Here is a 22632-nt window from a genome sequence, read left to right on the forward strand (position 1 = left end):
GCGTGCACCGGGGAGATGACCGATTGATTTCGCGGAGGAATACAGCCATCCTTGACCCGACAACACATCCGGTCAAGACGGGTGGAAATCCGTGCAGGGAGCGCTATGACCCCGGTGAGACCGGTCGTCGAACTCGACGAGACGACCCACGCGACCCATCCCGACAAGACGCGGGACGCGCTGCGTGCGGCCCAGCTGTACTACATGCAGGATCTGACGATGGACGCGATCGCGCACGAGCTGCACACGTCGCGCTCCTCCGTCTCGCGCCTGCTCTCGCACGCCCGCGCGACCGGCCTGGTCGACATCCAGATCCGCTCCCCCCTCGACCGGGCGAGCGCCCTCTCGGCCGAGGTGCGGTCCCACTTCGACATCACGGCGCACATCGTGCCGGTGCCGGACCACACCAGCGAGATCGACCGGCTCGAGCGGGTCGCCCTGTCCGCAGCGAGGATCCTCGGGCAGTTCATCGACTCGAACATGATCGTCGGCATCGCCTGGGGCTCCACGATGAGCGCGATCAGCCGCCACCTGATCGCCAAGGAGACGCACAACACGCAGATCGTGCAGCTGAACGGCGCCGGCAACACCGAGACCACGGGAATCAACTACTCGAGCGAGATCCTCCGCCGCTTCGGTGACGCCTACGCGGCGAAGGTCCAGCAGTTCCCGGTGCCGGCGTTCTTCGACGACCCGACCACCAAGCAGGCGGTGTGGCGCGAGCGCTCCACCCGACGGGTCCTGGAGCTGCAGCAGCGGATGGACGTGGCGCTGTTCGGGCTCGGGTCGCCGTTCGCGGCGGTCCCCTCGAAGGTCTACATCGGCGGCTACCTGGAGCCGAGCGACTTCACCTCGCTCAGCGGCTCCGGGGTCGTCGGCGACGTCGCGACGGTGTTCTACCGGTCCGACGGCAGCTGGGACGACATCCCCATGAACGAACGTGCAAGCGGTCCGGACCTCTCCACGGTGCGCCGCGCGTCGCGCCGGATCTGCGTCGTGTCGGGCGCCTCGAAGCTGCCGGGCCTGCGCGGCGCCCTGGCGGCCGGCCTCATCACCGACCTCATCCTCGACGAGGGAACGGCCCGCGCCCTCATCTCGGACTGACGTCCGCGCTCCCCTCCCCCTCCCCCGCCGCGAGATGCCACTTGTGACGCTTCCGTCCGGCGTGTCGCCAGCACAGGTGGCATCTCGCGAGGGTCGTCAGAGCGCGAGCGCGCGGCGGACCCGGGCGGCGGTGGCGTCCGGGTCGAGCATGCCCGAGGCCCGCACTCGGACGACCCGGTAGCCGAGGGCCTCGATCGCTTCGATCCGGGCGATGTCGCGCTCGTACTGTGCACGATCGGTGCGGTGGTGGTCACCGTCGTACTCGACGACGACGCGCGCGATCCGGTAGAGCATGTCGACCCGAGCGACGAAGCACCCGTCGGCATCGGACAGCTCCACCTGCAGCTCCGGCTCGGGAAGCCCGGCCCTGACCAGCAGGAGCCGCAGCAGGGTCTCGCGGGGCGACTCCGCCCCGACCCGGAGGTGGCCCGCTGCTTCGCGTGCTCGCCGGCCGCCACGCCCGCGGAACCGCGCTGCACGCTCCGTGAGGACCGGGAGGTCGACCCGCAGGCCGCGCCTGCGTCCCTCGTCATCAGGGAGGACGATCGCGTCGCCGAGGACGATGAGCTCGTCGAGACGGCGGGAGTCGGCCAGGTGGCAGAAGGTCGAAGCGGGGTCGGCTGCCGGGTATCGCGTTTGCACCACGGCGACCGCCTCGTCCCAGAGATGGTGTGACCGCACGCCCACCCGTCGGGCGGCTCGCATCGGAGGAGCGACCGAGACGTCGAGCGGACTCGTCGCGGTCATCCGCCGATCCGGCAGGCCCAGCAGATGCGCTGCCGTGCCGTGGGAGAAGAACTCGCCCGGCCGCATCACAGCGGAGAACGCGGCGATCCGCTCGTCGACATCGGCCGGCTCAAGCGCTGCACGGGCTCCCCGGAACACGGCGACCGGGTAGTCCCGGACGAGACCGTGTCGCGACTGCCCGCTCGTCGATGCATTCATGACCCCGGGGTGCTGCTGCTCGCTCATGCCCCGCAGGGTGCCCGATCCGCCGCCCACCCCGCTCGCGTTCTCCACACCCCCTCCTGCGAGATGCCACCTGTGAGGGCGACACGCCGGAGGAGACCGTCACAAGTGGCATCTCGCGGAAGGGGAAGGGTGAGGCGAGAGCGGGTCAGGACTCGCGGGCGTGCGCGTCGAGGAACTCGTAGACCTCGGCGTCGTCGATGCCGGGGAAGGTGCCTGACGGCAGCGGTGCGAGCACGTGCGCGTGCAGGCGCGCGCTCGGCCAGGCGTTGCCGTCCCAGCGCGCGGCGAGCTCCGACGGGGCGCGCCGGCAGCAGGACTCGTCGGGGCAGCGGGAGAGCTCGCGGCGGTCGGTGTCGCGGCCTCGGAAGAAGCGGGCCTCGGCGAACGGGACGCCCACGGTGATCGAGAACTCCTCGGTGGCGGTCGTGCCGGTCTGCGACGCCGACCAGAAGGTCCCCGCCGGAGTGTCGACGTACTGGTAGTACTCCGTCGTCCGGTTGGTCCGGGTGAACGCGGAGCGCGCCGACCAGTAGCGGCAGACGACCTGGCCCTCGACGGCCCCGGTGACGTCGGTCGGCAGCGGCAGCCCGTCGTTCTCGTAGGCCTTCTGGATCGAGCCGTCTCCCAGCACTCGCAGGAAGTGCATCCGGATGTCGAGGTGCGAGGTGAGCAGGTTCGTGAAGCGCAGGGCGGCGGCCTCGTGGGTGACGCCGAAGCCGTCACGGAAGTCCTCCACCGAGATGTCCCGCTCGCGCTTCGCCTCCTGGAGGAACGCGACCGCCGGCTCCAGCGGCATCAGGCACGCGGCGGCGAAGTAGTTGATCTCGAGGCGCTGGCGGAGGAAGTCGGCGTAGGTCACCGGCCGCTCGTGCCCGAGGAGGCGGTGCGCCATCGCCTGCAGCGCCAGCGCCCGCAGGCCGTGCCCCCCGGGGATCGAGGCGGGCGGGAGGTAGATCCTGCCGTTCGCGAGGTCGATCACCGAGCGGGCGGAGTGCGGCAGGTCGCCGACGTGGATGATCTCGAAGCCGAGGTGCCGGGCCATCTTCGAGACGGAGCTGTGGGTCAGAGCTCCTCCGCGGTGCCCGACGGTGCGGAGCATCTCGCCCGCCACCTCCTCGATCTCGGGCAGGTAGGAGCTGCGCTCGCGCAGCTGGAGCCGCTGGGCGGTGTTGGCCCGGCGTGCCTCCTCCGGCGTGGCACTCGCCTCGCTCCGGCGACGGGCGAGCTCGCGGTAGACGCCGAGGAACGCCTCCAGCACGGGCGTGCTCAGCCCCTTGTTGACCTTGAACTCGGGCAGGCCGAGCGAGCGGTACAGCGAGCCCTTCTGCACGCGCGCCAGCTCGATCTCCAGCGCGGCCCGCTCGCTCGGCGGCTCGTCCGAGAGCAGCGCCGCCAGCTCGACGCCGAGCGCGGCCGCGAGGCGCTGCAGGAGGGAGAGGCGCGGCTCGCGGCGGCCCGTCTCGATCAGCGAGAGCTGGCTCCCCGACACGTCGACGCGCTCGGCGAGCTGCCCGAGGGTCAGTCCGCGCCGGGTGCGGAAGTGGCGCAGGCGCTGCCCGAGCAGCACGGCGTCGGAGCCCGGGGCGGGTGTCGAGGGATCGGTCACGGCGAGCTCCAGCGGTCGGTTGTGACGGAAGCGCAAAAAGATGGTTTCTTGACCGCCTGAGCGCCGGGAATACCTCCTGATCCTCCTCCATCCTGGCTTCAGGCGCCACTGAGCGCCCCTCCCGGCCCGGCCGGCCCCTTCCCGGCTGCGGCCGGCGACTCCCCACCCCCGTCGACGACGACCACCGAAAGCGGAGCCAGCATGAGCATCTACAGCAACACCGTCCGACTCGAGCCGAGCACCATGACCGGGCCGACGTCCGTCCCCGCGCCCGTCGTGCCGCCGGCGCCCCTCGCCCTCCGCCGCTGGGTGCGCGAGACCGCCGCGATCCTCCAGCCCGACGCGATCGAGTGGAGCGACGGCTCCCCCGCGGAGTGGTACCGCCTGACCGAGCGGCTCGTCGCCTCCGGCACGCTCCTCCCGCTCAATCCGGAGTGGCGGCCCGGCTCGTTCCTGGCCCGCACCGACCCGGACGACGTCGCCCGAGTCGAGGACCGCACCTTCATCTGCACGACCGATGAGGCCGACGCGGGACCGACCAACAACTGGCGCGAGCCCGCCGCGATGAGGGCCGAGCTCGCTCCCCTCCTCGACGGAGCGATGCGCGGACGGACGATGTACGTCGTCCCGTTCTCGATGGGGCCCGTCGGCGGTCCGCTCTCGCAGCTGGGCGTCCAGGTCACCGACTCGGCCTACGCGGTGCTGAACCTGCGGATCATGGCGCGCGTGGGCTCCGAGCCGCTCGCCGCCTTCACCGAGGAGACCCCGTTCGTCCGCGGCGTGCACACCGTGGGGCTGCCCCTCCGCGACGCGGACGGCGTCACCCGCGAGGACGTCGCCTGGCCGTGCAGCCCCGTGAAGTACATCACCCAGTTCCCGGAGACGCGCGAGATCGTCTCGTACGGCTCCGGCTACGGCGGCAACGCCCTGCTGGCGAAGAAGTGCTTCGCCCTGCGGATCGCCTCGGCGATGGGGCGCGAGGAGGGCTGGCTCGCCGAGCACATGCTGCTGATCCGCATCGTCTCGCCTGAGGGACGGCGCTACCACATCGCCGCCGCCTTCCCGAGCGCGTGCGGCAAGACCAACCTCGCGATGATGCAGCCCGCGATCCCCGGCTGGCGGGTCGAGACACTGGGCGACGACATCACCTGGATGCGCCGCGGGGAGGATGGACGCCTCTGGGCGATGAACCCCGAGACGGGCTTCTTCGGCGTCGCTCCCGGCACCGGGGAGAGCTCGAACCCGAACGCCGTGCAGACGCTCTGGGGCAACACGATCTTCACCAACGTCGCGCTCCGCGAGGACGGCGACGTGTGGTGGGAGGGCCTGACCGACGAGGTCCCGGAGCGGCTGACCGACTGGCGCGGGCAGCCGTGGACGCCGGCGTCCGGCACGCCGGCCGCGCACCCCAACTCGCGCTTCACCGCGCCGGCCGCGCAGTGCCCGTCGCTCTCCGCCGACTGGGACGCCCACGAGGGCGTGCCGCTGGACGCGATCGTCTTCGGGGGCCGACGGGCGAGCAACGTCCCGCTGGTCACGCAGGCCACCTCGTGGCAGCACGGCGTCTTCCTGGGTGCGACCGTCGCCTCCGAGAAGACCGCGGCCGCGGAGGGCACGGTCGGGGAGCTGCGCCGCGATCCGTTCGCGATGCTCCCCTTCTGCGGATACAACATGGCCGACTACTTCGCGCACTGGCTCGCGATCGGCGCTGAGCTCGGCGATGCGGCGCCGGCCGTGTTCCAGGTCAACTGGTTCCGGAAGGACGCGGACGGCGAGTTCCTCTGGCCCGGCTTCGGCGAGAACGCGCGGGTGCTGCAGTGGCTCGTCCGCCGCCTGGAGGGGCTGGCGGAGGCGCGGCGGAGCCCCCTCGGCGACCTGCCGCTCGCGATCGACACTCACGGGCTCCTGCTCTCCGCGGCCCAGAAGGAGGAGCTGTTCTCCGTCCCGGTCGAGGCGTGGCTGGAGGAGTGCGCGCTCACGGAGGAGTTCTTCACGCGGTTCGGCGACCGGCTGCCGCCCGAGCTGACCGCCGAGCTCCAGGCCCTGCGGCTCCGGCTCCTCGCCGAGAAGCTGCCGCTGGCGGCCTGATCCCCCTGACCGAGCCGGCTCCGGCCGGACACCCCTGTGGCCCGCGGGCGGATCATCCCCCTTTCCTCGCACCCCCGCGGGTCCACTCCCCCCCTTCCGCTCCCACGACGACGGGCACCATGACCGACCGCATCACGCTCCGCTTCCTCGCCTCCCCGCAGGACGCCACCGCCGACGGCCGCAGCGCCCAGGCCGGCCGCGTCCTCGAGTGGATCGACAAGGCCGGCTACGCCTGCGCCGTGGGCTGGAGCGGCGGCTACTGCGTGACGGCGTACGTCGGCAACGTCCACTTCACCCGGCCCATCTCGGTCGGCAACCTGATCGAGGCGACCGCCCGCGTCATCCACACCGGGCGCACGAGCATGCACGTGCTGGTGCAGGTCGCGCAGGCGGATCCGCGGACCGGCCTCTACGAGGACGCCACGCACTGCCTCCTCGTGTTCGTGGCCGTCGACGACGAGAAGAGGCCGCGGTCGGTCCCGGAGTGGCGGCCCCGCTCGATCGAGGACCTGTCCCTCGCCGAGGGCGCCGCCGCGCGCATCGACGGCCGCCGACGGCTGCACGACGTGATGCGCGCCCAGGAGTACACCGAGGAGGGCACCGGTCCGCGGATCGTGTTCCGCTTCCTCGCGGCGCCGGGCGACGTCAACTGGGGCGGCAACGCCCACGGCGGGATCGTGATGCGCTGGATCGACGAGGCGGCCGACGCGGTCGCGCAGCGCTGGACCGGCCGCGACGCGGTGGCCGTCTACTCCGGCGGGATCCACTTCTACCGTCCGGTGCGCATCGGGCACCTCGTCGAGGTGGAGGCGCGCCTCATCCACACGAGCGCCCGGAGCATGCACCTGGCGGTGCACGTGCGCTCCGGGGACCCGCGGACCGGCGAGCTGGAGCTGACCACGCAGTGCCGGAGCGTCTTCGTGGTGCGGGGCGCCGACGGGGCGGCCGAGCCGGTCCCGCCTCTCGAGCTGCGGACCGAGGAGGACCGGCGTCTGGACGCCCATGCGCGCGAGCTGATCCTCCTGCGCGCGGCGCTGCCGCCGCTCCCGCTCGCGGGGACGGCCGGCGCTAGGGTCGGAGCGTGAAGCTGCCGATCCTCGTCCTCAACGGCCCGAACCTGAACCTGCTCGGCACCCGCGAGCCCGAGCTCTACGGCTCGGACACCCTCGCCGACGCCGAGGCGCTGGCGGCGGAGGCGGCCGAGCGGCACGGCTTCACGGTCGAGACCTTCCAGAGCAGCTCGGAGGGCGCGATCGTCGACCGGCTGCACGCGGCTCGCGGCTCCGTCTCGGGAGTCGTGCTCAACGCCGGGGCGTACACGCACACGTCGATCGCGATCCGCGACGCCGTCCTCGCGACCGAGCTGCCGATGGTCGAGGTGCACGTGAGCAACGTGCACCGGCGCGAGCCGTTCCGGCAGCACTCCTACCTCTCGGACGTCGCGATCGCCGTGATCGTCGGCGCGGGCATCGCCGGCTACGGCTACGCGGTGGACGTGCTCGCGCGAGCGGCGGAGAAGCGATGAGCGGGCTCGGACGCTCCTTCGGCAGCGCGGTCGACGCCTACGACCGCGGGCGGCCCGGCTACCCCGACGACGCCGTCGACTGGATCGTGGGGCACGCCCCCGCGCGGGTGGCGGGCGCCTTCATCCCGGAGCGGGCCCGCGCGGCGGGAGCCGACGCCTCCGATCGGCTGCGCGCCGTGGACCTCGGCGCGGGAACGGGCAAGTTCACCGCGTCGCTCGCGTCCCGCGGCCTCGACGTGACCGCGGTCGAGCCCGACGCGGAGATGCTCGCGCGTCTCGCCTCGAATCTGCCGGGGGTCCGCCCCGAGGAGGGGACGGCCGAGGCGATCCCCGCCGCGGACGCCTCCGCGGAGCTCGTCACCGCCGCGCAGTCGTGGCACTGGGTCGACGCCGAGCGCGCCGGAGCCGAAGTCGCCCGCGTCCTGGTGCCGGAGGGCGTGCTCGCGCTGGTGTGGAACATCCGCGACGAGTCGGTCCCCTGGGTGCGCCGGCTCGGCGAGGTCGCCGGAGCCTCCACCGCCGAGCGCTTCGAGACGCTTCGGCCGCCGCTCGGCTCCGCTCTCGAGCGGGTGGCGTTCGCGGCCTTCGAGTGGTCCTTCGAGCTGGACCGAGCCGGGGTGCGGGACATGTTCGCGTCCCGCAGCTCCGTCATCGCGATGCCCGACGAGGAGCGCGCCGCGGTCCTCGCGGCGGTCGACGCCGTGGTGGACGAGGAGTCGGGCGGGAGCGGGACCGTCGCGATGCCGTACTCGACGCGCGTGACGATCGCGCGCCGCTCCTCCTCCGCCTGACTCCGCGCCGCGCGCCGCGGACCGCCCCGCCCGCCGACTACCCTCGGAGGGCGCCGCACCGGCGCGAGCACCGAGAGCACGAGGAGAGACGCACGTGAGCATCATCGCCGCCGCAGACGGGTCCGCACTGGGCAACCCCGGCCCCGCCGGCTGGGCCTGGTACGTCGACGACGAGCGCTGGGCCGCGGGCGGCTGGTCGCACGGCACGAACAACATCGGCGAGCTCACCGCGGTGCTCGAGCTGCTGCGCGCGACCGCGCAGGAGGAGGAGCCGCTGCACATCCTCTGCGACAGCCAGTACGCCATCAAGGCCTGCACCGAGTGGCTGCCGGGCTGGAAGCGGAAGGGCTGGCGCAAGGCCGACGGCAAGCCGGTGATGAACGTCGAGATCATCAAGGCGCTCGACGAGGAGCTGCAGGGCCGGGCCGTCACCTTCGAGTGGGTGAAGGGGCACGCCAACCACCGGATGAACGAGGCCGCCGACGTCCGCGCCCGGAGCGCCGCGACCGCCTACCAGCGCCGGCAGCCCGTCGACGCCGGACCCGGATGGCCGACGGCCGCCGCCGCGCCCGCCGCGGCCGCTGCGCCCCCCGTCGAGGACTCCGCCACCCTCTTCTAGCCGCGTTCCCCCTGGGGCAGCCGCAGCAGCCCCGTCGCCACCAGCTCGCGCACCCGCGGCAGCACCGAGTCGGACACCGCCTCCTCCTCGACCTGGAGGAGCGAGGCGACCGCCGCCGCGATCGCCGCCACCGAGAGCTCGCCGTCGCAGGCGCCGACCACGGCGGCGAGCGCCGTGTCGACCTCCTCGACCCGGGCGAACCCGCCGCCCTGGCGCAGCCGCAGCACCGTCGGATCGTCGTTGCCCGGCCAGTAGTGCCGTTCCTCCGTGACGTCTCCGGCGACGACCAGGGCGAGACCCGCCAGAGCGCGATCGTCGAGCGACGCGAGGGCCTCGGCCGCGTCGAGGCAGGCGGCGAGGTGGCCGCCCAGGCCCGCGGTCGCGACCGGCGTGGTGATCCGCTCGAGGCGGCGGATCGGCGGGCGGGGCTGCTCGGGCAGGCGGAGCGTGACGTAGCCGAAGCCGACGCCGGTCACCCCGCGCCGCTCGAAGTCGGTCAGCCAGGCGTCGACCAGCGCGTCGAACGCGGGGCCGCGGGTCGTGCCGCCGTCCCGGATCCAGGTCTCGGCGTAGACCGCCGGATCCTGACGCTCGCGCTCCACGACCCAGACGTCCAGCGGAGAGGCGGTCCCGCCCATCCAGGCGTCGAGCCCCTCGGGCCCCGCCTCGAGCGCCTGCTCCAGCGGGCTGCGGGCGTCGGCGAGCCAGTCCGCGATCCGGTCGAAGGCGTCAGCGCCCTCCCGGTACTCCCAGTTGCCCAGGAGCTGCGCGACGCCGCCGGGCACGAGGTGCTCCGCCGCTCCGAGGATCACCCGGCGGACGATCTCGTCGCCCTCGAGTCCGCCGTCGCGGTACTCGTAGGAGGGGACGCCCTCGGCTCGCGGCGTGATGACGAACGGCGGGTTCGTGACGATGTGGTCGAAGCGCTCCCCCGCGACCGGCTCGTAGAGGCTGCCGAGGCGGAACTCGATGTTCTCGATCCCGTTGAGCGCCGCGGTGAAGGAGGCGAGCGCGAGCGCGCGCTCGGAGATGTCGGTGGCGACCACCTGCTCGGCGTGGCGGGAGGCGTGCAGCGCCTGGATCCCGCAGCCGGTCCCCAGGTCGAGCACGCGGCCGACGGGCCGCTGGATCATCAGGCCGGTCAGCGTGAGGCTCGCTCCGCCGACGCCGAGCACGTGGTCCTCGTCGAGCGCGCGGCCGAGGGCGAGCTCCCCGAGGTCGGAGGCGATCCACCAGGAGGCCGCGCCGCGCTGGTCGACCACGTCGTAGGGGCGCAGGTCGAGGGCCGCGGTGACGACGGCTCCGGCCTCGACGCGCACCAGGCCGAGCTCCACCGCCCCCTCCAGCGCGAGAGCGCCGAACGCCTCGTCCGCGTCGTCGGCCGAGACGGGATCGGCCAGGAGGAACAGGCGGGCGAGGGTGGCCAGCGCGTCGTGGTCGCCGCTGCGCTCGAGGGCGCGGCGGGCGGGGACCCGGTCGCCGCGGTGCAGCGCCTCGGCCGCTTCGTCGCCCCAGAGCCCCCGCACGGCGTCCACGCCGTAGCGGGCGCGGATCAGGTCGTCGCGCAGGAGGGCGATACGGGCTCGGTCGAACGGGTCTGCGGAGAACACCGCTCCATCCTCCTGCACACGGGTCGGCCACCGGGGCCGCCGCGGCCGTACGATCGGAGGCATGCCGCTGACCGGAGAGTACGAACCCAGCACGTCCGAGTGGGCCCGCGAGCAGGCGGAGCTCTACGAGCGGACCGGCGGAGCCGAGGGGAACCTCCTCCGCGGCCGCCCCATCATCGTCCTGACCACCGTCGGCGCGAAGAGCGGGAAGCTCCGGAAGACCGCGCTGATGCGCGTCGAGCACGAGGGCGAGTACGTGGTCGTCGCGTCCAAGGGCGGCGCGCCCGAGCACCCCGTCTGGTACGGCAACATGCTCAAGGAGCCGCACGTCGAGCTGCAGGACGGGCCCGTGAAGAAGGACTGCACCGCGAGCGTGCTCGAGGGCGATCTGCGCGCGGCCTGGTGGGAGCGCGCGGTCGCCGCGTGGCCGGACTACGCCGAGTACCAGACGAAGACCGAGCGGCAGATCCCGCTCGTGCTGCTCACTCCCTGGTCCTGAGCGCGGCGGGCGGCTCGGCCCGTCGCTGAGGCGGCCGTCCTCCGGTCGAGGTCGCGCCGCACGGCAGGCGCCTCACGTGGGCGGCGGGCCCAGCGGATCCGGTCCGGCCTCAGACCCGGGCCGCGATGAGGTCGAGCACCTTCGGGCTCGAGAGCAGCGCGAAGTGGCCGACCACCGAGACCGCGATGTTCTCGCGCGCCCCGGCGAGGCGGCTCCCTCCGGGGATGTACTGGTCGCGCATCCCGTAGATCGACGTGATGCGCGCGTCGGCCTCACGCTCGGCCAGCAGGGTGCGGATCAGCGGGCGGTGGGGTGCGAACTCCCGGAGCGCCCGCGCCGGGGCGATCCGGGCGAGCGACGAGCCGTTGAACGGGGTCGAGACGGCGATCATCCGCTCGATCCGCCCGTCCTCGCGGTCGTCGACGACCATCATGTGCTTGCCGATCAGGCCGCCCTTGCTGTGCGCGACGACGACGACTCCGCGCAGATCGTGCTCGCGCAGGTAGTCCTGGCCGAGTCCGGCCGACGCGACGATCGGCCGCGTGTTGTAGCCGAGCGCGGGCAGCACGTGGATCGGATGGCCCGCCGCGTGCAGCCTCTCGGCGATGGGCCGGAGGAACTGCCACGTCTCGTAGATGCCGGGGATGAGCAGCACCGGAGCGCCGTCGCCGGACGCGTACCGCGACACGTCCCAGCCCTCCCGCAGGTGCACGAAGCGCGAGCCGTAGGCGTAGCGGTAGTCGCGGAGGTACGCGCGCCGCAGCGAGGTCGAGCGGCGCGGGCGGGCGGAGTCACGCGCCGGCATGGGCCCGCTCCAGCTCCGCGATGTCGAGGCGGCTCATCGCGAGCATCGCCTGCAGAGCGCGCGCGGACGCCTCGGGGTCGGCGCCTCCGAGCAGACGCGGGAGGACCTCCGGCACGATCTGCCAGGACAGCCCCCAGCGGTCGCGGAGCCAGCCGCACCGGCTCTCCTCGCCGCCGTCCGCGATCAGGGCGTCCCACAGCCGGTCGAGCTCGGACTGGCCGCCGACGGTCACGACGATCGAGACGGCCTCGGTGAACGGGAACCGCGGACCGGCGTTGATCGCCTGGAACCGCTGCCCGTCGAGCTCGAACGTCACCGACAGCACCTCGCCGGGCGACGGGGAGCCCTCCGGCAGCACCTGGCTTCCGGTGATCCGCGAGTTCGGCACCAGCTCCGTGTAGAAGCGCGCCGCCTCCCCTGCGCCGTCGTCGAACCAGAGGAAGGTGCTGACCGCGCCCATCGGAGTCTCCGTCCTGCGCGGGAGGGTCTCCGCGGCTCCCTCAGTGTGCCGCGGAGGCGCCCTCCCCGCGACGGGTCACAGCGGGTTGACGCCGAACGCCGTGGCCAGCTTGTCGATCTTCTTGGCGCGGCCCAGCCGGGGCAGGTCGCTGCCGTCGCGGATGACGCGGCCGCGAGCCTCGAAGTCGTCGAGGAAGTCGCGGGCCCAGGCGACGTCGGACGGCGTCGGGCTGATGACCTCGTTGATCACGGCGAGCTGCTCGGTGTCGAGGCACAGCTTCCCGGTGAGGCCGAGCGAGACCGTGAGCGCGGACTGCTCGCGCAGCACGGGGTGGCTGTTCGAGACGGTCGGTCCGTCGATCGGGCCGGGCAGGTCGCCGATGCGCGAGGCGACGACCAGGCGCGAGCGCGGGTAGGCCATCGCGAGATCGTCGGCGCTGGTGCCGGTGTCGCGGCGGTAGTCGCCGCTGCCGAACGCGAGGCGGAAGGTGCCGCGGGCGCGGGCGATCGAGACCGACTCCTCGATGCCGAGGGCGGACTCGACCAGGGCGAGCACCGGGGTGGAGCCGCCGAGGCGATCGAAGGTCTCGGTGACGTGCTCGGCGGCCTCGGTCTTGGCGAGCATGACGCCGGCGAGGCCGGGCAGGCCCTTCAGCGCGTCGACGTCGTCGGACCAGAACGGGGTGGAGTGGTCGTTGATGCGGACCCAGGCGCGCTTCTCGCCGGTCAGCCACTCCGCGACGTCGGTCCGCGCGTCGGGCTTCGCCTTGGGGTCGACCGCGTCCTCGATGTCGAGGACGATCTGGTCGGCGCGGGACGCGTGCGCGGCGTCGAACGTCTCGGTGCGGGTGGCGTTCACCAGCAGCCAGGAGCGCGCGATCTCGGGGGCGACGTCGCGCCCCTTCCGCTTCGCGATGGCGGTGGTGGTGGTCTCGGGCAACGTCACGTTCGGGTCCTCTCGGTGGCGCGGTCCTCGCTCCGCGGACGCCACCGCTCTGCGACGGCGCCGGGGACAAGGGTAGCGGCTCCCCGTCGACGGGGCTCCGGGCACTCCGGCGTCTCTCCACTCCGGGGCTGCGACGCCCCGAGCGCTCCGGATCAGCGGCCCTCCGGACGCTCCCACAGCGTCAGCACCGTCGTCGGCACCCGGATCCGCTCGCGCGCGACGAACCCCGCCTCCGCGAGCACCGCGTCCGCCTCGCCCTCCGGCAGCGCCTGCCAGACCCGGTCCGCCCCGGCGAGCGCGGCACGCAGCGCCTCGCCCTCCAGCAAGACGTCCGAGTACGTGCCCGTCGTCCCGTACGGAGCGCCGAGGGCGACGTCGTCCACGCTCGCGAACGCCCCCGGGTAGGCGGCGAGCGCCAGGCGGGGCCGGAGCGAGACCGTCCCGGAGGCGCCGAGGAGGACGGCGTCGCCCGGACGGGCCCGCTCCTCGACGGCGGCCGCCAGACCGCGGAGATCCTGCCCGGCCGGCTTCCCGGTGACCGTGCGCATCTGCACCAGGACCGGCAAGGCGGCCACCGCGGTCAGGGCGAGGAGGGCGACGCCCGTCCGGGCCCTGAACGAGTCGAGCGCGAGGCCGAGGAGGACCGCGAGAGCGGGCGTGCTCGACGCGAGGTAGCGCGGGGTGAACATCGGCTCGACGAGGAGGGTCCCGAGCACCAGCACCGCGGTCGGCAGCACGATCCAGAGGAGGAGGGCCGGCAGGAGCGGGCCGCGCAGGCCGCCCCGCACCGCGGCGACCGCGAGGAGCGCGACGGCGATCCCGGCCAGCCACCACGCGGATCCGAAGAACGGCTCGACCAGGACGGTGAACGCGGTCACCGGCTGCGAGCGGAGCCAGCCGACCTGGCCGCTCTGCCCGGCGGCGAGGAGCAGCACCGGCACGGCGCCCAGTGCCGAGAGGGCGCTCGCCGCGAGAGCCCTCCCGGCACCCCGGGGCGCCGCGGCCGCGGCGAGAGCGACGAGAGCCGGCAGCACCAGCACGGAGTAGAGGAACACGGCGTTCGACAGTCCCGCGACGACCACGAACGCGATCCAGCGCAGGGCGCCTCCGGAGCGGGCCGCCCGCACGACGAGGACCGCCGCTCCCACCACGAGCGCGGTGGCCAGAGCGGAGGATCGCGCCTCGGTCCCCGAGAACGAGGACCGAGGGAGCAGCACGAGCACCGCGGCGGCGAGGAGTGCCGTCCGGGGCCGGTCGAACGATCGCAGCAGGACGACGACGCCCGCCGCCGCCGCTCCCGTGGCGAGAGCGGACGGCGCGCGCACCGCGAGCTCCGACTCCCCGGCGATCGCGATCCAGCCGTGCATCAGCAGGCCGTAGACCAGGTGCACCGCGTCCTTCTCCTGCACGAAGGCGAGGAGCTCCCCCACCGGGAGCCGTGCCAGGCGGAGGGTCGCGGCCTCGTCGTTCCAGTAGGAGGGGATCGAGGAGCCGACGAGGGTCAGCGCGGTGGCGAGGGCGAGGACCGCGCTCGCGGGCAGGGTCCGGAGCGCGCGCATCACGCCAGCGTAGAGGCCGGGCTCAGCGCGCCGAGCGCTCGGCGAGACCCTTCGCGTACGCGGCCTGGCCGACGTGCTGCGTGTCGTCGTCGATCACCGAGACCAGCCGCACCCCGAGGGTCACCGGCGGTTCCCATTGCTCGTCGACGACGCGCTCGAGGTCCTCGTCGCCGAGCGTGTCGAGGAGGGCGAGCGTCTGCCGGTGCACGGCGTCGGCGTACTCCGCGAGCACCGCGGCCGGCACCGCGGCGAGCGCCGCCACCTCGGCCGGCTCCTGCCCGTAGCCGGTCTCGTCGGGCCCGAAGGGCAGGCCGGACCGGCCGTGGAAGCCGTCGGCCGTCCACACCTGCTCGTGGCCGGCGAGCGGGGCGAGGTGGTCGTCCTGCACTCGGACGAGATGCCAGACGAGCCAGGCGGGCGAGTTCGAGCGGTTGTCCGCGCGGAACGCGAGCTGATCGGGGGTGCTGTCGTCGAGGACGGCGTGCACGTTCTCGTGCACCCGGCCGAAGGCGTCGCGGAGGAGGTCGATGGCTGCGCTCATGCCGCCAGCCTGCCGCTCCCGCGCCCGGTGCGGCACCCCCTCCGCGCGCCTCGGAGGAAGTGCGGAGGCGGGTGCCCGATACTCGGCCCGTGACCTCCGGATCCTCGAACCTGGCGACGAAGCCGTGGCTGACCTCCTACGCGGAGGGCGTGCCCGCCGAGATCGACCCTCCCACCCAGACGCTCGTCGACCTGCTCGAGGACTCGGTCGCGCGGTACCGCCGCGGCACCGCGCTCGAGTTCTTCGGCGCCGAGACCACCTACGCCGAGCTCGGCGAGCAGGTCTCGCGGGCGGCGGAGGGCCTGCGGCGCCTCGGCGTGCGCGCCGGCGACCGCGTCGCGCTGGTGCTCCCGAACTGCCCGGAGCACGTGGTGGCGTTCTACGCCGCTCTCCGCCTCGGAGCGATCGTGGTCGAGCACAACCCGCTCTACACGCCGCGCGAGCTGCGGCGGCAGTTCGAGGACCACGGCGCCCGGTTCGCGGTCGTCTGGGACAAGATCGCCGACGTCGTCGCGACCATGCCCGCCGACCTGGGCATCGAGCGCGTCGTCTCCGTCGACCTCACCCGCTCCTTCCCGCTCGGCAAGCGCCTGGCGCTGCGGCTCCCCCTGCCGTCGGTGCGCCGGTCGCGCGAGAAGCTGACCGCGACCCCCCGCAGCCGCTCCCTGGTGCCCTTCGCGTCGCTGCTGAAGAACCGCCGCATCGCGCGCTCGCACCCCCGCCCGGTCCTCGGCGACACGGCCCTGCTGCAGTACACGAGCGGCACCACCGGGACGCCCAAGGGCGCGATCCTCTCGCACGCGAACCTCCGTGCGAACGCCCTGCAGGGCCGCGCCTGGGTGCCGGGCCTGCGCGAGGGCGACGAGACGTTCTACGCGGTGCTCCCTCTGTTCCACGCCTACGGGCTGACGCTGTGCCTGACCTTCGCGATCAGCATCGGCGCGAAGGTCGTGCTGTTCCCGACCTTCGACGTCGGCCTCGTGAAGGCGGCCGCGAAGTCGTCGCCGCCCACCTTCCTCCCCGCGGTGCCGCCCGTGTACGACGCGCTGGCCCGCGCCTCCGAGCGCCACGAGCTCGACCTGCGCGGCATCCGCTTCGCGATCTCGGGAGCGATGAGCCTGCCGGTCGCGACGGTCGACCGCTGGGAGCGCGCGAGCCGGGGACTCCTGGTCGAGGGCTACGGCATGACCGAGAGCTCGCCGGTCGCCCTCGGCAACCCGGTCGGCCCGACCCGCCGGCCCGGCACGGTCGGCGTGCCGTTCCCCAGCACGACGATCCGCCTCGTCGACCCCGCCGATCCGTCGGTCGACCGCGGCCCGGGCGAGTCCGGCGAGCTCCTGCTCCGGGGGCCGCAGGTGTTCCAGGGGTACTGGAAGCGGCCGGAGGAGACGGCCGAGGCCCTCCTCCCCGGCGGCTGGCTGCGCACGGGCGACATCGCGACCGTCTCGGCCGACGGCTTCGTGACGATCGTCGACCGGGCCAAGGAGCTCATCATCACCGGCGGCTTCAACGTCTCCCCCTCCGAGGTCGAGGGAGTGCTGGAGTCGCACCCGGACGTGACGCGCGCGGCCGTCGTCGGGCTCCCCCGCGAGGACGGCGGCGAGAGCGTCGCGGCGGCCGTGGTCCTGCGGGCCGGGACGGCCGTGGATCCGGAGGCGCTGCGCGACTTCTGCCGGCTGCACCTGACGCCCTACAAGGTGCCCAAGCGGATCGTCCCGGTGGACGAGCTGCCGACCTCGCTGATCGGCAAGGTGCTGCGCCGCCAGGTGCGCGAGAGTCTGCTGGACTGAGGCGACCGGAGCGGGCGGTGGCCCGCGAGGAGGAGGACGACATGGCGAGGATCGTGCAGTACGAGCGGATCGGCGGGCCCGAGGTGCTCGAGACCGTCGAGGCGCCGGAGCCCGAGGCGGGGCCCGGCACCGTGGTGGTCGCCGTCCGCGCGGCCGGCGTGAACCCGATCGAGTGGAAGGTGCGCTCCGGCCTGCGCCCGAGCCCGCCGTTCGACGGTCCGCGGAGGCTCGGGTCGGACGGCTCCGGCGTGGTCTCCGCCGTCGGTCCGGGCGTGACCGGTTGGAGCGTCGGAGACCGGGTGATCGTCAGCGGCGCCACCGGCACCTACGCGACCGCCGTCGCGGTCTCCCCCGACTCCCTCGATCCGCTCCCCGACGGACTCGGCTTCGAGGAGGCGGCCGCGCTCGGCATCCCGGTCTCCACCGCCTACCAGGCGGTGGTCTCGCTCGGCGTCGCGGAGGGATCGACGTTCGTGGTCCACGCGGGCGCCGGCGCGGTCGGCCGGGCGGCGATCCAGTTCGCCGTCGACCGCGGAGCCCGGGTGATCGCCACGGCGAGCCCGGCGAACCACGGGGCGCTGCGCGCGCTCGGAGCGGTGCCGGTCGCCTACGGGCCCGGACTGCTCGAGCGGCTGCGCGCCGCAGCGCCCGAGGGCGTCGACCGCGTGCTCGACGCGGCCGGGACGGACGAGGCGCTCGCCGCCTCGCTCGCGCTGGTCGAGGACCCGCAGCACGTCGGAACGGTGGTCGCCGGCCCTCGTGCGGCAGAGCTGGGCATCCGGGCCTGGAGCGGCGGCAGTCCCGTGCCGCTGACCGAGGAGGAGCAGCGCCTCCGCCGCGAGGGCGTGCCGCTCGCCGCCCGGCTGGCGAGCGAGGGGCGCTTCGCGGTCGCGACAGGTCCGCGCCTCCCGCTCGAGCAGGCCGCCGAGGCGCACCGGCTCAGCGAGGACGGCCACGTCCGCGGGAAGATCCTGCTCGTTCCCTGAGCCGGGCCGGCTTACGGCATCCGTCTCCCCACCGCTTCCCCCGCTCTCACCGTCGAGAAGGAGTCCCCGTGTCCACTGACGACACCACCCCCGTGATCCTGGGGGGCGCCCGCACCCCGTTCGCCCGCTTCTCCGGAGCCTTCGCGCCGCTCTCGGGCGTCGAGCTCGGCGCCGCTGCGATCCGAGGGGCTCTCGAGCGCTCGGGCGCCTCCGCGGCCGACGTCGACGCGGTCGTGCTCGGCCAGGTGATCCAGGCCGGAGCCGGTCAGGGCCCCGCCCGGCAGGCCGCGGTCCTCGCGGGCCTGGGCTGGGACGTCCCGGCGGTCACGATCAACAAGCTCTGCCTGTCGGGTCTCACCGCGGTGATCGACGCGGCGCGGATGATCCGGCTCGGCGAGGCGCAGGTGGTCGTCGCCGGAGGGCAGGAGTCGATGACCAACGCGCCGCACCTCCTGCTCGGATCCCGCTCGGGCCTGGGCGTCGGTCCGCGTCCGCTCGAGGACGCGCTCCTCCACGACGGCCTGCTCGATCCGTTCGACCGCCGCCTGATGGGGAGGGTGACCGACGACGGCAACGCCGCACGGGGCATCCGCCGCGAGCGCCAGGACGCCTTCGCCGCGCTCTCGCACCAGCGGGCCGCCGCGGCACGGTCCACCGGCGTGCTCGCCGAGGAGATCGTGCCGGTCGCGGTTCCGCAGCGGCGCGGACCGGACCTCGTCGTGTCCGCCGACGACGGGATCCGGGAGGACAGCACGGTGGAGACGCTCGCCCGGCTGGCCCCCGCGTTCTCGCCCGAGGGCACGATCACGGCGGGCAGCTCGTCCCCGATCACCGACGGCGCCGCCGCGCTGGTCGTCGTGTCCCGCGGCTGGGCCCGCGAGCGGGGACTGCCCTGGCTCGCGGCCGTCGCCGAGCACGGGCAGGTCGCCGGACCGGACAACTCCCTCCACTCGCAGCCGTCGGCGGCGATCCTCCGGGCGCTCGGCCGCCGCGGTGCAGCGGTGTCCGACCTGGACCTGATCGAGATCAACGAGGCGTTCGCCTCCGTCGTCCTCCAGTCGGCGGACGACCTGGGCGTCGAGCCCGAAGCGGTCAACCTCGACGGCGGGGCGATCGCGCTCGGCCACCCGGTGGGCGCCTCCGGAGCACGGCTGGCCCTGCACCTGGCGCTGGCCCTCCGTCGCCGAGGCGGCGGGCTCGGCGTCGCCGCGCTCTGCGGCGGAGGCGGCCAGGGCGAGGCGCTGATCCTCGAGGGCTGACCGGCGGTCCGCCCCCAGGAGCGCGTCGGCGCCTCCGGCTACGCTCGCGGGATGAGCATCCTGAGCGCCGACGGCCTCGCCTTCGTCACCGAGCGCCACCTGGCCACCCTCTCCACCCCCGGCCGCCAGGGCCGCCTGCACGTGGTCGCAGTGGGCTTCACCTACGAGGACGGCGTCGTCCGCGTCATCACGTCCCGCGAGAGCCAGAAGGTGCTCAACGTCCGGCGGGGCGGCACCGCGACGGTCGGGCAGGTCGACGGCATCCGGTGGCTGAGCCTGGGCGGTCCGGCGACGATCGAGGAGGAGCCGGACGCCGTGCAGCACGCCGTCGAGCTCTACTCCCAGCGCTACCGCACCCCGCGCCCGAACCCCCTCCGCGTCGCGATCCGCATCGACGTCGACTTCGCCCTCGCCTCCTCCGGCCTGCGCGCGGAGTAGCCGGGTGGCCCGCAGCGACGCGCTGGGCGGGGGCGGCGCCGTCTCCTCCCTCCGCACCTACCGCTACGTCCGCCTCTCCCTGGTGGCGGCCGTGGTGCTCCTCACGGCCGGCCTCGTCCACCAGCTCGTCGTCGGAGGCCCGCTGCGCTCGATCAGCGCCTCGTACTACACCCCGGTCCGCTCCCTCTTCACCGGGGCGCTCTTCGCGGTCGGCGTCGCGCTGGTCGTCCTCGCCGGCAGGAGCGTGCGGCGCTTCCTCCTGCTACTGGCGGGCATGACGGCGCCGGTCATCGCGATCGTGCCGGTGCCCCTCGCCTCGGAGGAGCTGCAGCGCCTCCAGGCGGTGTGCCCGGCGGGAGGGGCGTCGTGCCTTCCCGCGACGGCCGCGGGTGAGGTCGCCGCCTCCCTGCCCGCCTACCTGGTCACGGCCGCGGCCGTCCTCGTCGCCTCCGTGATCCTGCTCGCCCTCGACCGGGTCCTCGACCGCTGGGCGCTCGTCCGCACCGCGATCGCCGCCGCCCTCCTGATCGCTCTGGCGGCCTGGAGCACGCTCCCGTCGTTCCTGCGGCTCGGCCACTACGCCGCCGCCGGCGTCTTCTTCCTCCTCATCGCCGTCACCGCGGGTCTGCACGCCGTCGCGGTGCGCGAGGAGGGAGCGAGCGGGCCGGGGACGCCGCGCTTCTACTCCCGCTGCTACGCCGTTCTCGCGGTGCTGATCGCCGCGGTCGATGCGGCGCTGGTGCTCCTGCTTCTCACGGGGCGGGGAGCGGACCTTCTCGGCGAGCAGTGGCTCCTGCTCGGCGAGGCCGTCGCGCTCGCCCTCTTCGGGGTCTTCTGGGTGCTGCAGACCGTCGAGAACTGGGATCGTCCCGACGTGCTGCTCGTCGCGCGGGGCTGAGGGGGCCGGTGACGGACGGCCCCCTCAGCCGCTCAGCGCTTGAGGGTGATCGAAGAGCTCCGCCCCAGGTTCCCTGCGGCGTCGGAGGCGTGCGCGACGATCGCGTACCGCCCGGCCGGGTAGGAGGAGGCCGAGACGGTCAGGCGCCACGTGCCGTCCGACGCCCTCGTCGCGTCGCCCAGCCGCGTGGCTCCGCTCCAGAAGCTCAGCTTCGTCGTGCCGACGTCGTCCTTGGCGGTGGCGACCAGGGTGACCGAGCCGCGCACCGTCGATCCGCTCGTCGGCGCGGTGATGACGGTCTTCGGAGCCGTGGTGTCGCGCGACGGCGCGGGCGAGCCTGCGGGTGCCGGAGCAGGAGCCGCGGTGGGCGCCGACGTGGGAGTCGGGGTCGGAGCCGGAGCCGGTTCGTCGCCGAGGCCCCAGGCCGTCCACAGCTCCTCCGCGATCATCGCCTGGCCGGCGACGTTCGGGTGGAAGTAGTCGACGTCCGTCGAGAGCTGATCGAGCGAGATCGGAGCCGCCGTGAGGGCGCCGCCGTCCCACACGCAGTCGTTCGCGGCGGACGCGCAGGCCGATTCGAGTGCCTCGTTGAAGTCGGCCTCCCGGTCCTCCGCCGCCGCGAGCGAGGCGGTGGAGGCCGAGCCGGTCAGCGGGGCTCCGGTCGTGGCGTCGACTCCGCGCTGGGTCCTGCAGACCCCGCCCCAGGCCCAGATCGCTGCGCCCGGCGTCGGCTTCACGGCTTCCCACTCCGACTCGATGTCCGGGACCGAGCCGACGAGCACCGTCGCCTCCGGCCACTCCTCGCCGATCGAGCGCAGGATCCGGGTCGCCGACGCCGCGAAGGAGGCCGCGGGCGTCATCGCGTAGCCGTCGCGGGAGTCGGGCGAGAGGCTCAGCGAGCAGAGGTCGTTGCCGCCGATCAGCAGCGTGACCACGTCCGGCTCCTCCCCGGCCGCGACCGCGGCGTCGATCCGCGACTCGACTCCGCTGATGACCGCGCCCGACTTCGCGTAGTTCACCGCGCGGACCGCCGTCCGCGGATCCGCCGCCGCCATCCGGCTCGCGATCGAGTCGACCGCGGGCGCCGATCCCGTCGCCCAGGAGTTCTCGACGCAATCGCGGTTCACCCCGCAGGTCGTCGCTGCCCGCGTGATCGAGTCGCCGAGCGCGAGCAGCGTCTGCGTCCCGGACGCCTGCGCCGGCGGTGCCGCCAGGAGCGCCGCCAGGAGCGCGATCGCCCCCGCGCCGACCCCTGCCGCTCTCCGCCGTGCCCTGTGTGCTGTGGTCCCCATGTCGTCCCGTCCCCTGGTCGTCCATCGTTCGAGTGCCTCGCGTGCTGCGAGAGCACGAGGGGCGAGCGTACGTCGCCGCGGATCCCCCGACGGACCGGAGGAGGGCGGCTCCCGTCCGGCGCGGCCCGGATGGGGGATACGCAGGACGCACGGAGGCGGGCGGCCCACAGCTTCGGGCACCCGATCGTCAGGACCTGCACGACCGGCCCGCGCGCTCTCCCGCCCGGAGAGCACGTGGACCGACGGCTCCTCCTCGATACTCTGAGGCGATGATCGGCCGTCGCCGTGGAGGGAAGAGGGATCAGCATGGACTACTCGAACGAGGACGATCTCAAGCAGAGGATCGGTATCGACTCCTGGAGGAATCTGTCGAAAGAGAAGTTCATCGCGTTCGCATCCGAGCTGCCGAACATGAGCGAGGAGCTCGCCCTGAAGGTCGTCGAGCAGTTCCCGGATTTCAAGAATCTCGTCCTCGACTCGTTCAGTGAAGTGCGAGATCAGGCGAGTTCAGCCGTTCGAGCCAACTGGAAGAGTCAGAAGAAGGTTCACAGGGCCTTCGCCGAGTACCGCGCCGTCCTGAACCGCGAACTGGATCGTGACACCCTGAGCGCGGCGGACCGCTACTCGGTCCTTCGGCTGTTCAAAGAAGCGATCGACGACGAAGCGCTGAAGGATTCGGAGCACAAGGCGTTCGTGCTCCGTGCACTGGGCATCGTCGCGATGGTCGCAGTCGCCGGAGTCTCGACGGGAGTCGCCGTCCTCGGCGGTCGAGCCAGGATCGGCGGAGACGCCTAGTACCGAGTGCCGATCGGACGGACCACTCCTCCGCCGACGAGCGCGTCGAG

The 22632-nt window shown here is 73.7% G+C and carries 22 protein-coding genes; 13 read left to right on the forward strand and 9 right to left on the reverse strand.

The features are described from left to right. Positions 1–105 precede the first annotated feature (105 nt). A complete protein-coding gene (locus C5C27_RS00335) occupies positions 106–1104 on the forward strand; it encodes a sugar-binding transcriptional regulator (protein ID WP_104223198.1) in 999 nt (332 codons plus the stop codon). A 96-nt stretch (positions 1105–1200) separates the two neighbouring features. Here the strand turns inward: C5C27_RS00335 and C5C27_RS00340 are convergent, their stop codons facing one another. Both C5C27_RS00340 and C5C27_RS00345 read right to left on the reverse strand, forming a co-directional pair. Beyond that, the gene (locus C5C27_RS00340; protein ID WP_219812363.1) at positions 1201–2076 is read right to left on the reverse strand and encodes an endonuclease domain-containing protein; all 876 of its coding nucleotides are present in this window, start codon (positions 2074–2076) and stop codon (positions 1201–1203) included. Positions 2077–2221: 145 nt separating this feature from the next. Further along, positions 2222–3682: a helix-turn-helix domain-containing protein gene (locus C5C27_RS00345; RefSeq protein WP_104223199.1), complete on the reverse strand. Its 1461-nt coding sequence runs from the start codon at positions 3680–3682 to the stop codon at positions 2222–2224. Positions 3683–3883: 201 nt separating this feature from the next. Here C5C27_RS00345 and C5C27_RS00350 point away from each other — a divergent pair, with 201 nt between their 5' ends. The 5 genes from C5C27_RS00350 to C5C27_RS00370 all read left to right on the forward strand — a co-directional run bounded on the left by C5C27_RS00350 (position 3884) and on the right by C5C27_RS00370 (position 8705). Further along, complete coding sequence (locus tag C5C27_RS00350) at positions 3884–5770, forward strand: phosphoenolpyruvate carboxykinase (GTP) (RefSeq protein ID WP_374955267.1); 1887 nt, start codon at positions 3884–3886, stop codon at positions 5768–5770. Between the two features lie 119 nt (positions 5771–5889). Further along, entirely contained in the window at positions 5890–6855 is a 966-nt protein-coding gene (locus tag C5C27_RS00355; protein ID WP_104313132.1) for an acyl-CoA thioesterase, read from the forward strand. Continuing rightward, positions 6852–7295, forward strand: coding sequence for a type II 3-dehydroquinate dehydratase (gene aroQ, locus C5C27_RS00360; protein ID WP_104238317.1), 444 nt, complete (start codon positions 6852–6854; stop codon positions 7293–7295). The genes C5C27_RS00355 and aroQ overlap by 4 nt, the downstream gene beginning before the upstream one ends. Then, positions 7292–8086, forward strand: a complete 795-nt coding sequence (locus C5C27_RS00365) for a class I SAM-dependent methyltransferase (protein ID WP_104223202.1) — start codon at positions 7292–7294, stop codon at positions 8084–8086. The genes aroQ and C5C27_RS00365 overlap by 4 nt, the downstream gene beginning before the upstream one ends. Positions 8087–8180: 94 nt before the next feature. Next, a complete protein-coding gene (locus C5C27_RS00370) occupies positions 8181–8705 on the forward strand; it encodes a ribonuclease H (RefSeq protein WP_104223203.1) in 525 nt (174 codons plus the stop codon). On the opposite strand, the gene C5C27_RS00375 is transcribed toward C5C27_RS00370, so the two are convergent. Beyond that, positions 8702–10315 (reverse strand): methyltransferase, encoded by a 1614-nt coding sequence (locus tag C5C27_RS00375; RefSeq protein ID WP_258066454.1) that lies wholly within the window; start codon positions 10313–10315, stop codon positions 8702–8704. The two genes, C5C27_RS00370 and C5C27_RS00375, sit on opposite strands and share 4 nt — an antisense overlap. Before the next feature lie 61 nt (positions 10316–10376). On the opposite strand from C5C27_RS00375, the gene C5C27_RS00380 reads away from it, so the two are divergent. Beyond that, positions 10377–10814, forward strand: coding sequence for a nitroreductase family deazaflavin-dependent oxidoreductase (locus C5C27_RS00380; protein WP_104313136.1), 438 nt, complete (start codon positions 10377–10379; stop codon positions 10812–10814). 109 nt (positions 10815–10923) lie between these two features. On the opposite strand, the gene C5C27_RS00385 is transcribed toward C5C27_RS00380, so the two are convergent. The 5 genes from C5C27_RS00385 to C5C27_RS00405 all read right to left on the reverse strand — a co-directional run bounded on the left by C5C27_RS00385 (position 10924) and on the right by C5C27_RS00405 (position 15124). Beyond that, a complete protein-coding gene (locus C5C27_RS00385) occupies positions 10924–11619 on the reverse strand; it encodes a triacylglycerol lipase (protein ID WP_104223206.1) in 696 nt (231 codons plus the stop codon). Next, positions 11606–12079 carry a VOC family protein gene (locus tag C5C27_RS00390; RefSeq protein ID WP_104223207.1) on the reverse strand — a complete coding sequence of 158 codons (474 nt, stop codon included), beginning with the start codon at positions 12077–12079 and terminating at the stop codon, positions 11606–11608. Before C5C27_RS00390 ends, C5C27_RS00385 begins: the two co-directional genes overlap by 14 nt. Before the next feature lie 75 nt (positions 12080–12154). Continuing rightward, positions 12155–13018 (reverse strand): CoA ester lyase, encoded by an 864-nt coding sequence (locus tag C5C27_RS00395; RefSeq protein WP_219813121.1) that lies wholly within the window; start codon positions 13016–13018, stop codon positions 12155–12157. Positions 13019–13176: 158 nt separating this feature from the next. Continuing rightward, entirely contained in the window at positions 13177–14583 is a 1407-nt protein-coding gene (locus C5C27_RS00400) for a glycosyltransferase family 39 protein (RefSeq protein WP_146079579.1), read from the reverse strand. A 22-nt stretch (positions 14584–14605) separates the two neighbouring features. Continuing rightward, positions 14606–15124 carry a DinB family protein gene (locus C5C27_RS00405; RefSeq protein ID WP_104313141.1) on the reverse strand — a complete coding sequence of 173 codons (519 nt, stop codon included), beginning with the start codon at positions 15122–15124 and terminating at the stop codon, positions 14606–14608. 89 nt (positions 15125–15213) lie between these two features. On the opposite strand from C5C27_RS00405, the gene C5C27_RS00410 reads away from it, so the two are divergent. The 5 genes from C5C27_RS00410 to C5C27_RS00430 all read left to right on the forward strand — a co-directional run bounded on the left by C5C27_RS00410 (position 15214) and on the right by C5C27_RS00430 (position 20495). Further along, positions 15214–16914 (forward strand): long-chain-fatty-acid--CoA ligase, encoded by a 1701-nt coding sequence (locus C5C27_RS00410; protein WP_104313143.1) that lies wholly within the window; start codon positions 15214–15216, stop codon positions 16912–16914. Positions 16915–16955: 41 nt separating this feature from the next. After that, positions 16956–17900, forward strand: a complete 945-nt coding sequence (locus C5C27_RS00415) for an NADP-dependent oxidoreductase (RefSeq protein ID WP_104313165.1) — start codon at positions 16956–16958, stop codon at positions 17898–17900. A gap of 68 nt (positions 17901–17968) precedes the next feature. Then, entirely contained in the window at positions 17969–19159 is a 1191-nt protein-coding gene (locus C5C27_RS00420; protein WP_104313144.1) for an acetyl-CoA C-acyltransferase, read from the forward strand. Between the two features lie 51 nt (positions 19160–19210). Then, positions 19211–19597 carry a pyridoxamine 5'-phosphate oxidase family protein gene (locus tag C5C27_RS00425; protein ID WP_104223212.1) on the forward strand — a complete coding sequence of 129 codons (387 nt, stop codon included), beginning with the start codon at positions 19211–19213 and terminating at the stop codon, positions 19595–19597. A 4-nt stretch (positions 19598–19601) separates the two neighbouring features. Further along, positions 19602–20495, forward strand: coding sequence for a hypothetical protein (locus tag C5C27_RS00430; RefSeq protein ID WP_104313146.1), 894 nt, complete (start codon positions 19602–19604; stop codon positions 20493–20495). A 32-nt stretch (positions 20496–20527) separates the two neighbouring features. Here C5C27_RS00430 and C5C27_RS00435 read toward each other — a convergent pair whose 3' ends face one another. Beyond that, positions 20528–21787, reverse strand: coding sequence for a GDSL-type esterase/lipase family protein (locus C5C27_RS00435; RefSeq protein ID WP_104313148.1), 1260 nt, complete (start codon positions 21785–21787; stop codon positions 20528–20530). A gap of 306 nt (positions 21788–22093) precedes the next feature. On the opposite strand from C5C27_RS00435, the gene C5C27_RS00440 reads away from it, so the two are divergent. Continuing rightward, positions 22094–22582 (forward strand): hypothetical protein, encoded by a 489-nt coding sequence (locus C5C27_RS00440; protein WP_104226443.1) that lies wholly within the window; start codon positions 22094–22096, stop codon positions 22580–22582. Positions 22583–22632 lie beyond the last annotated feature (50 nt).

Origin of the sequence: Rathayibacter sp. AY2B7, assembly GCF_002931635.1 — a bacterium.
Taxonomy (GTDB): domain Bacteria; phylum Actinomycetota; class Actinomycetes; order Actinomycetales; family Microbacteriaceae; genus Rathayibacter.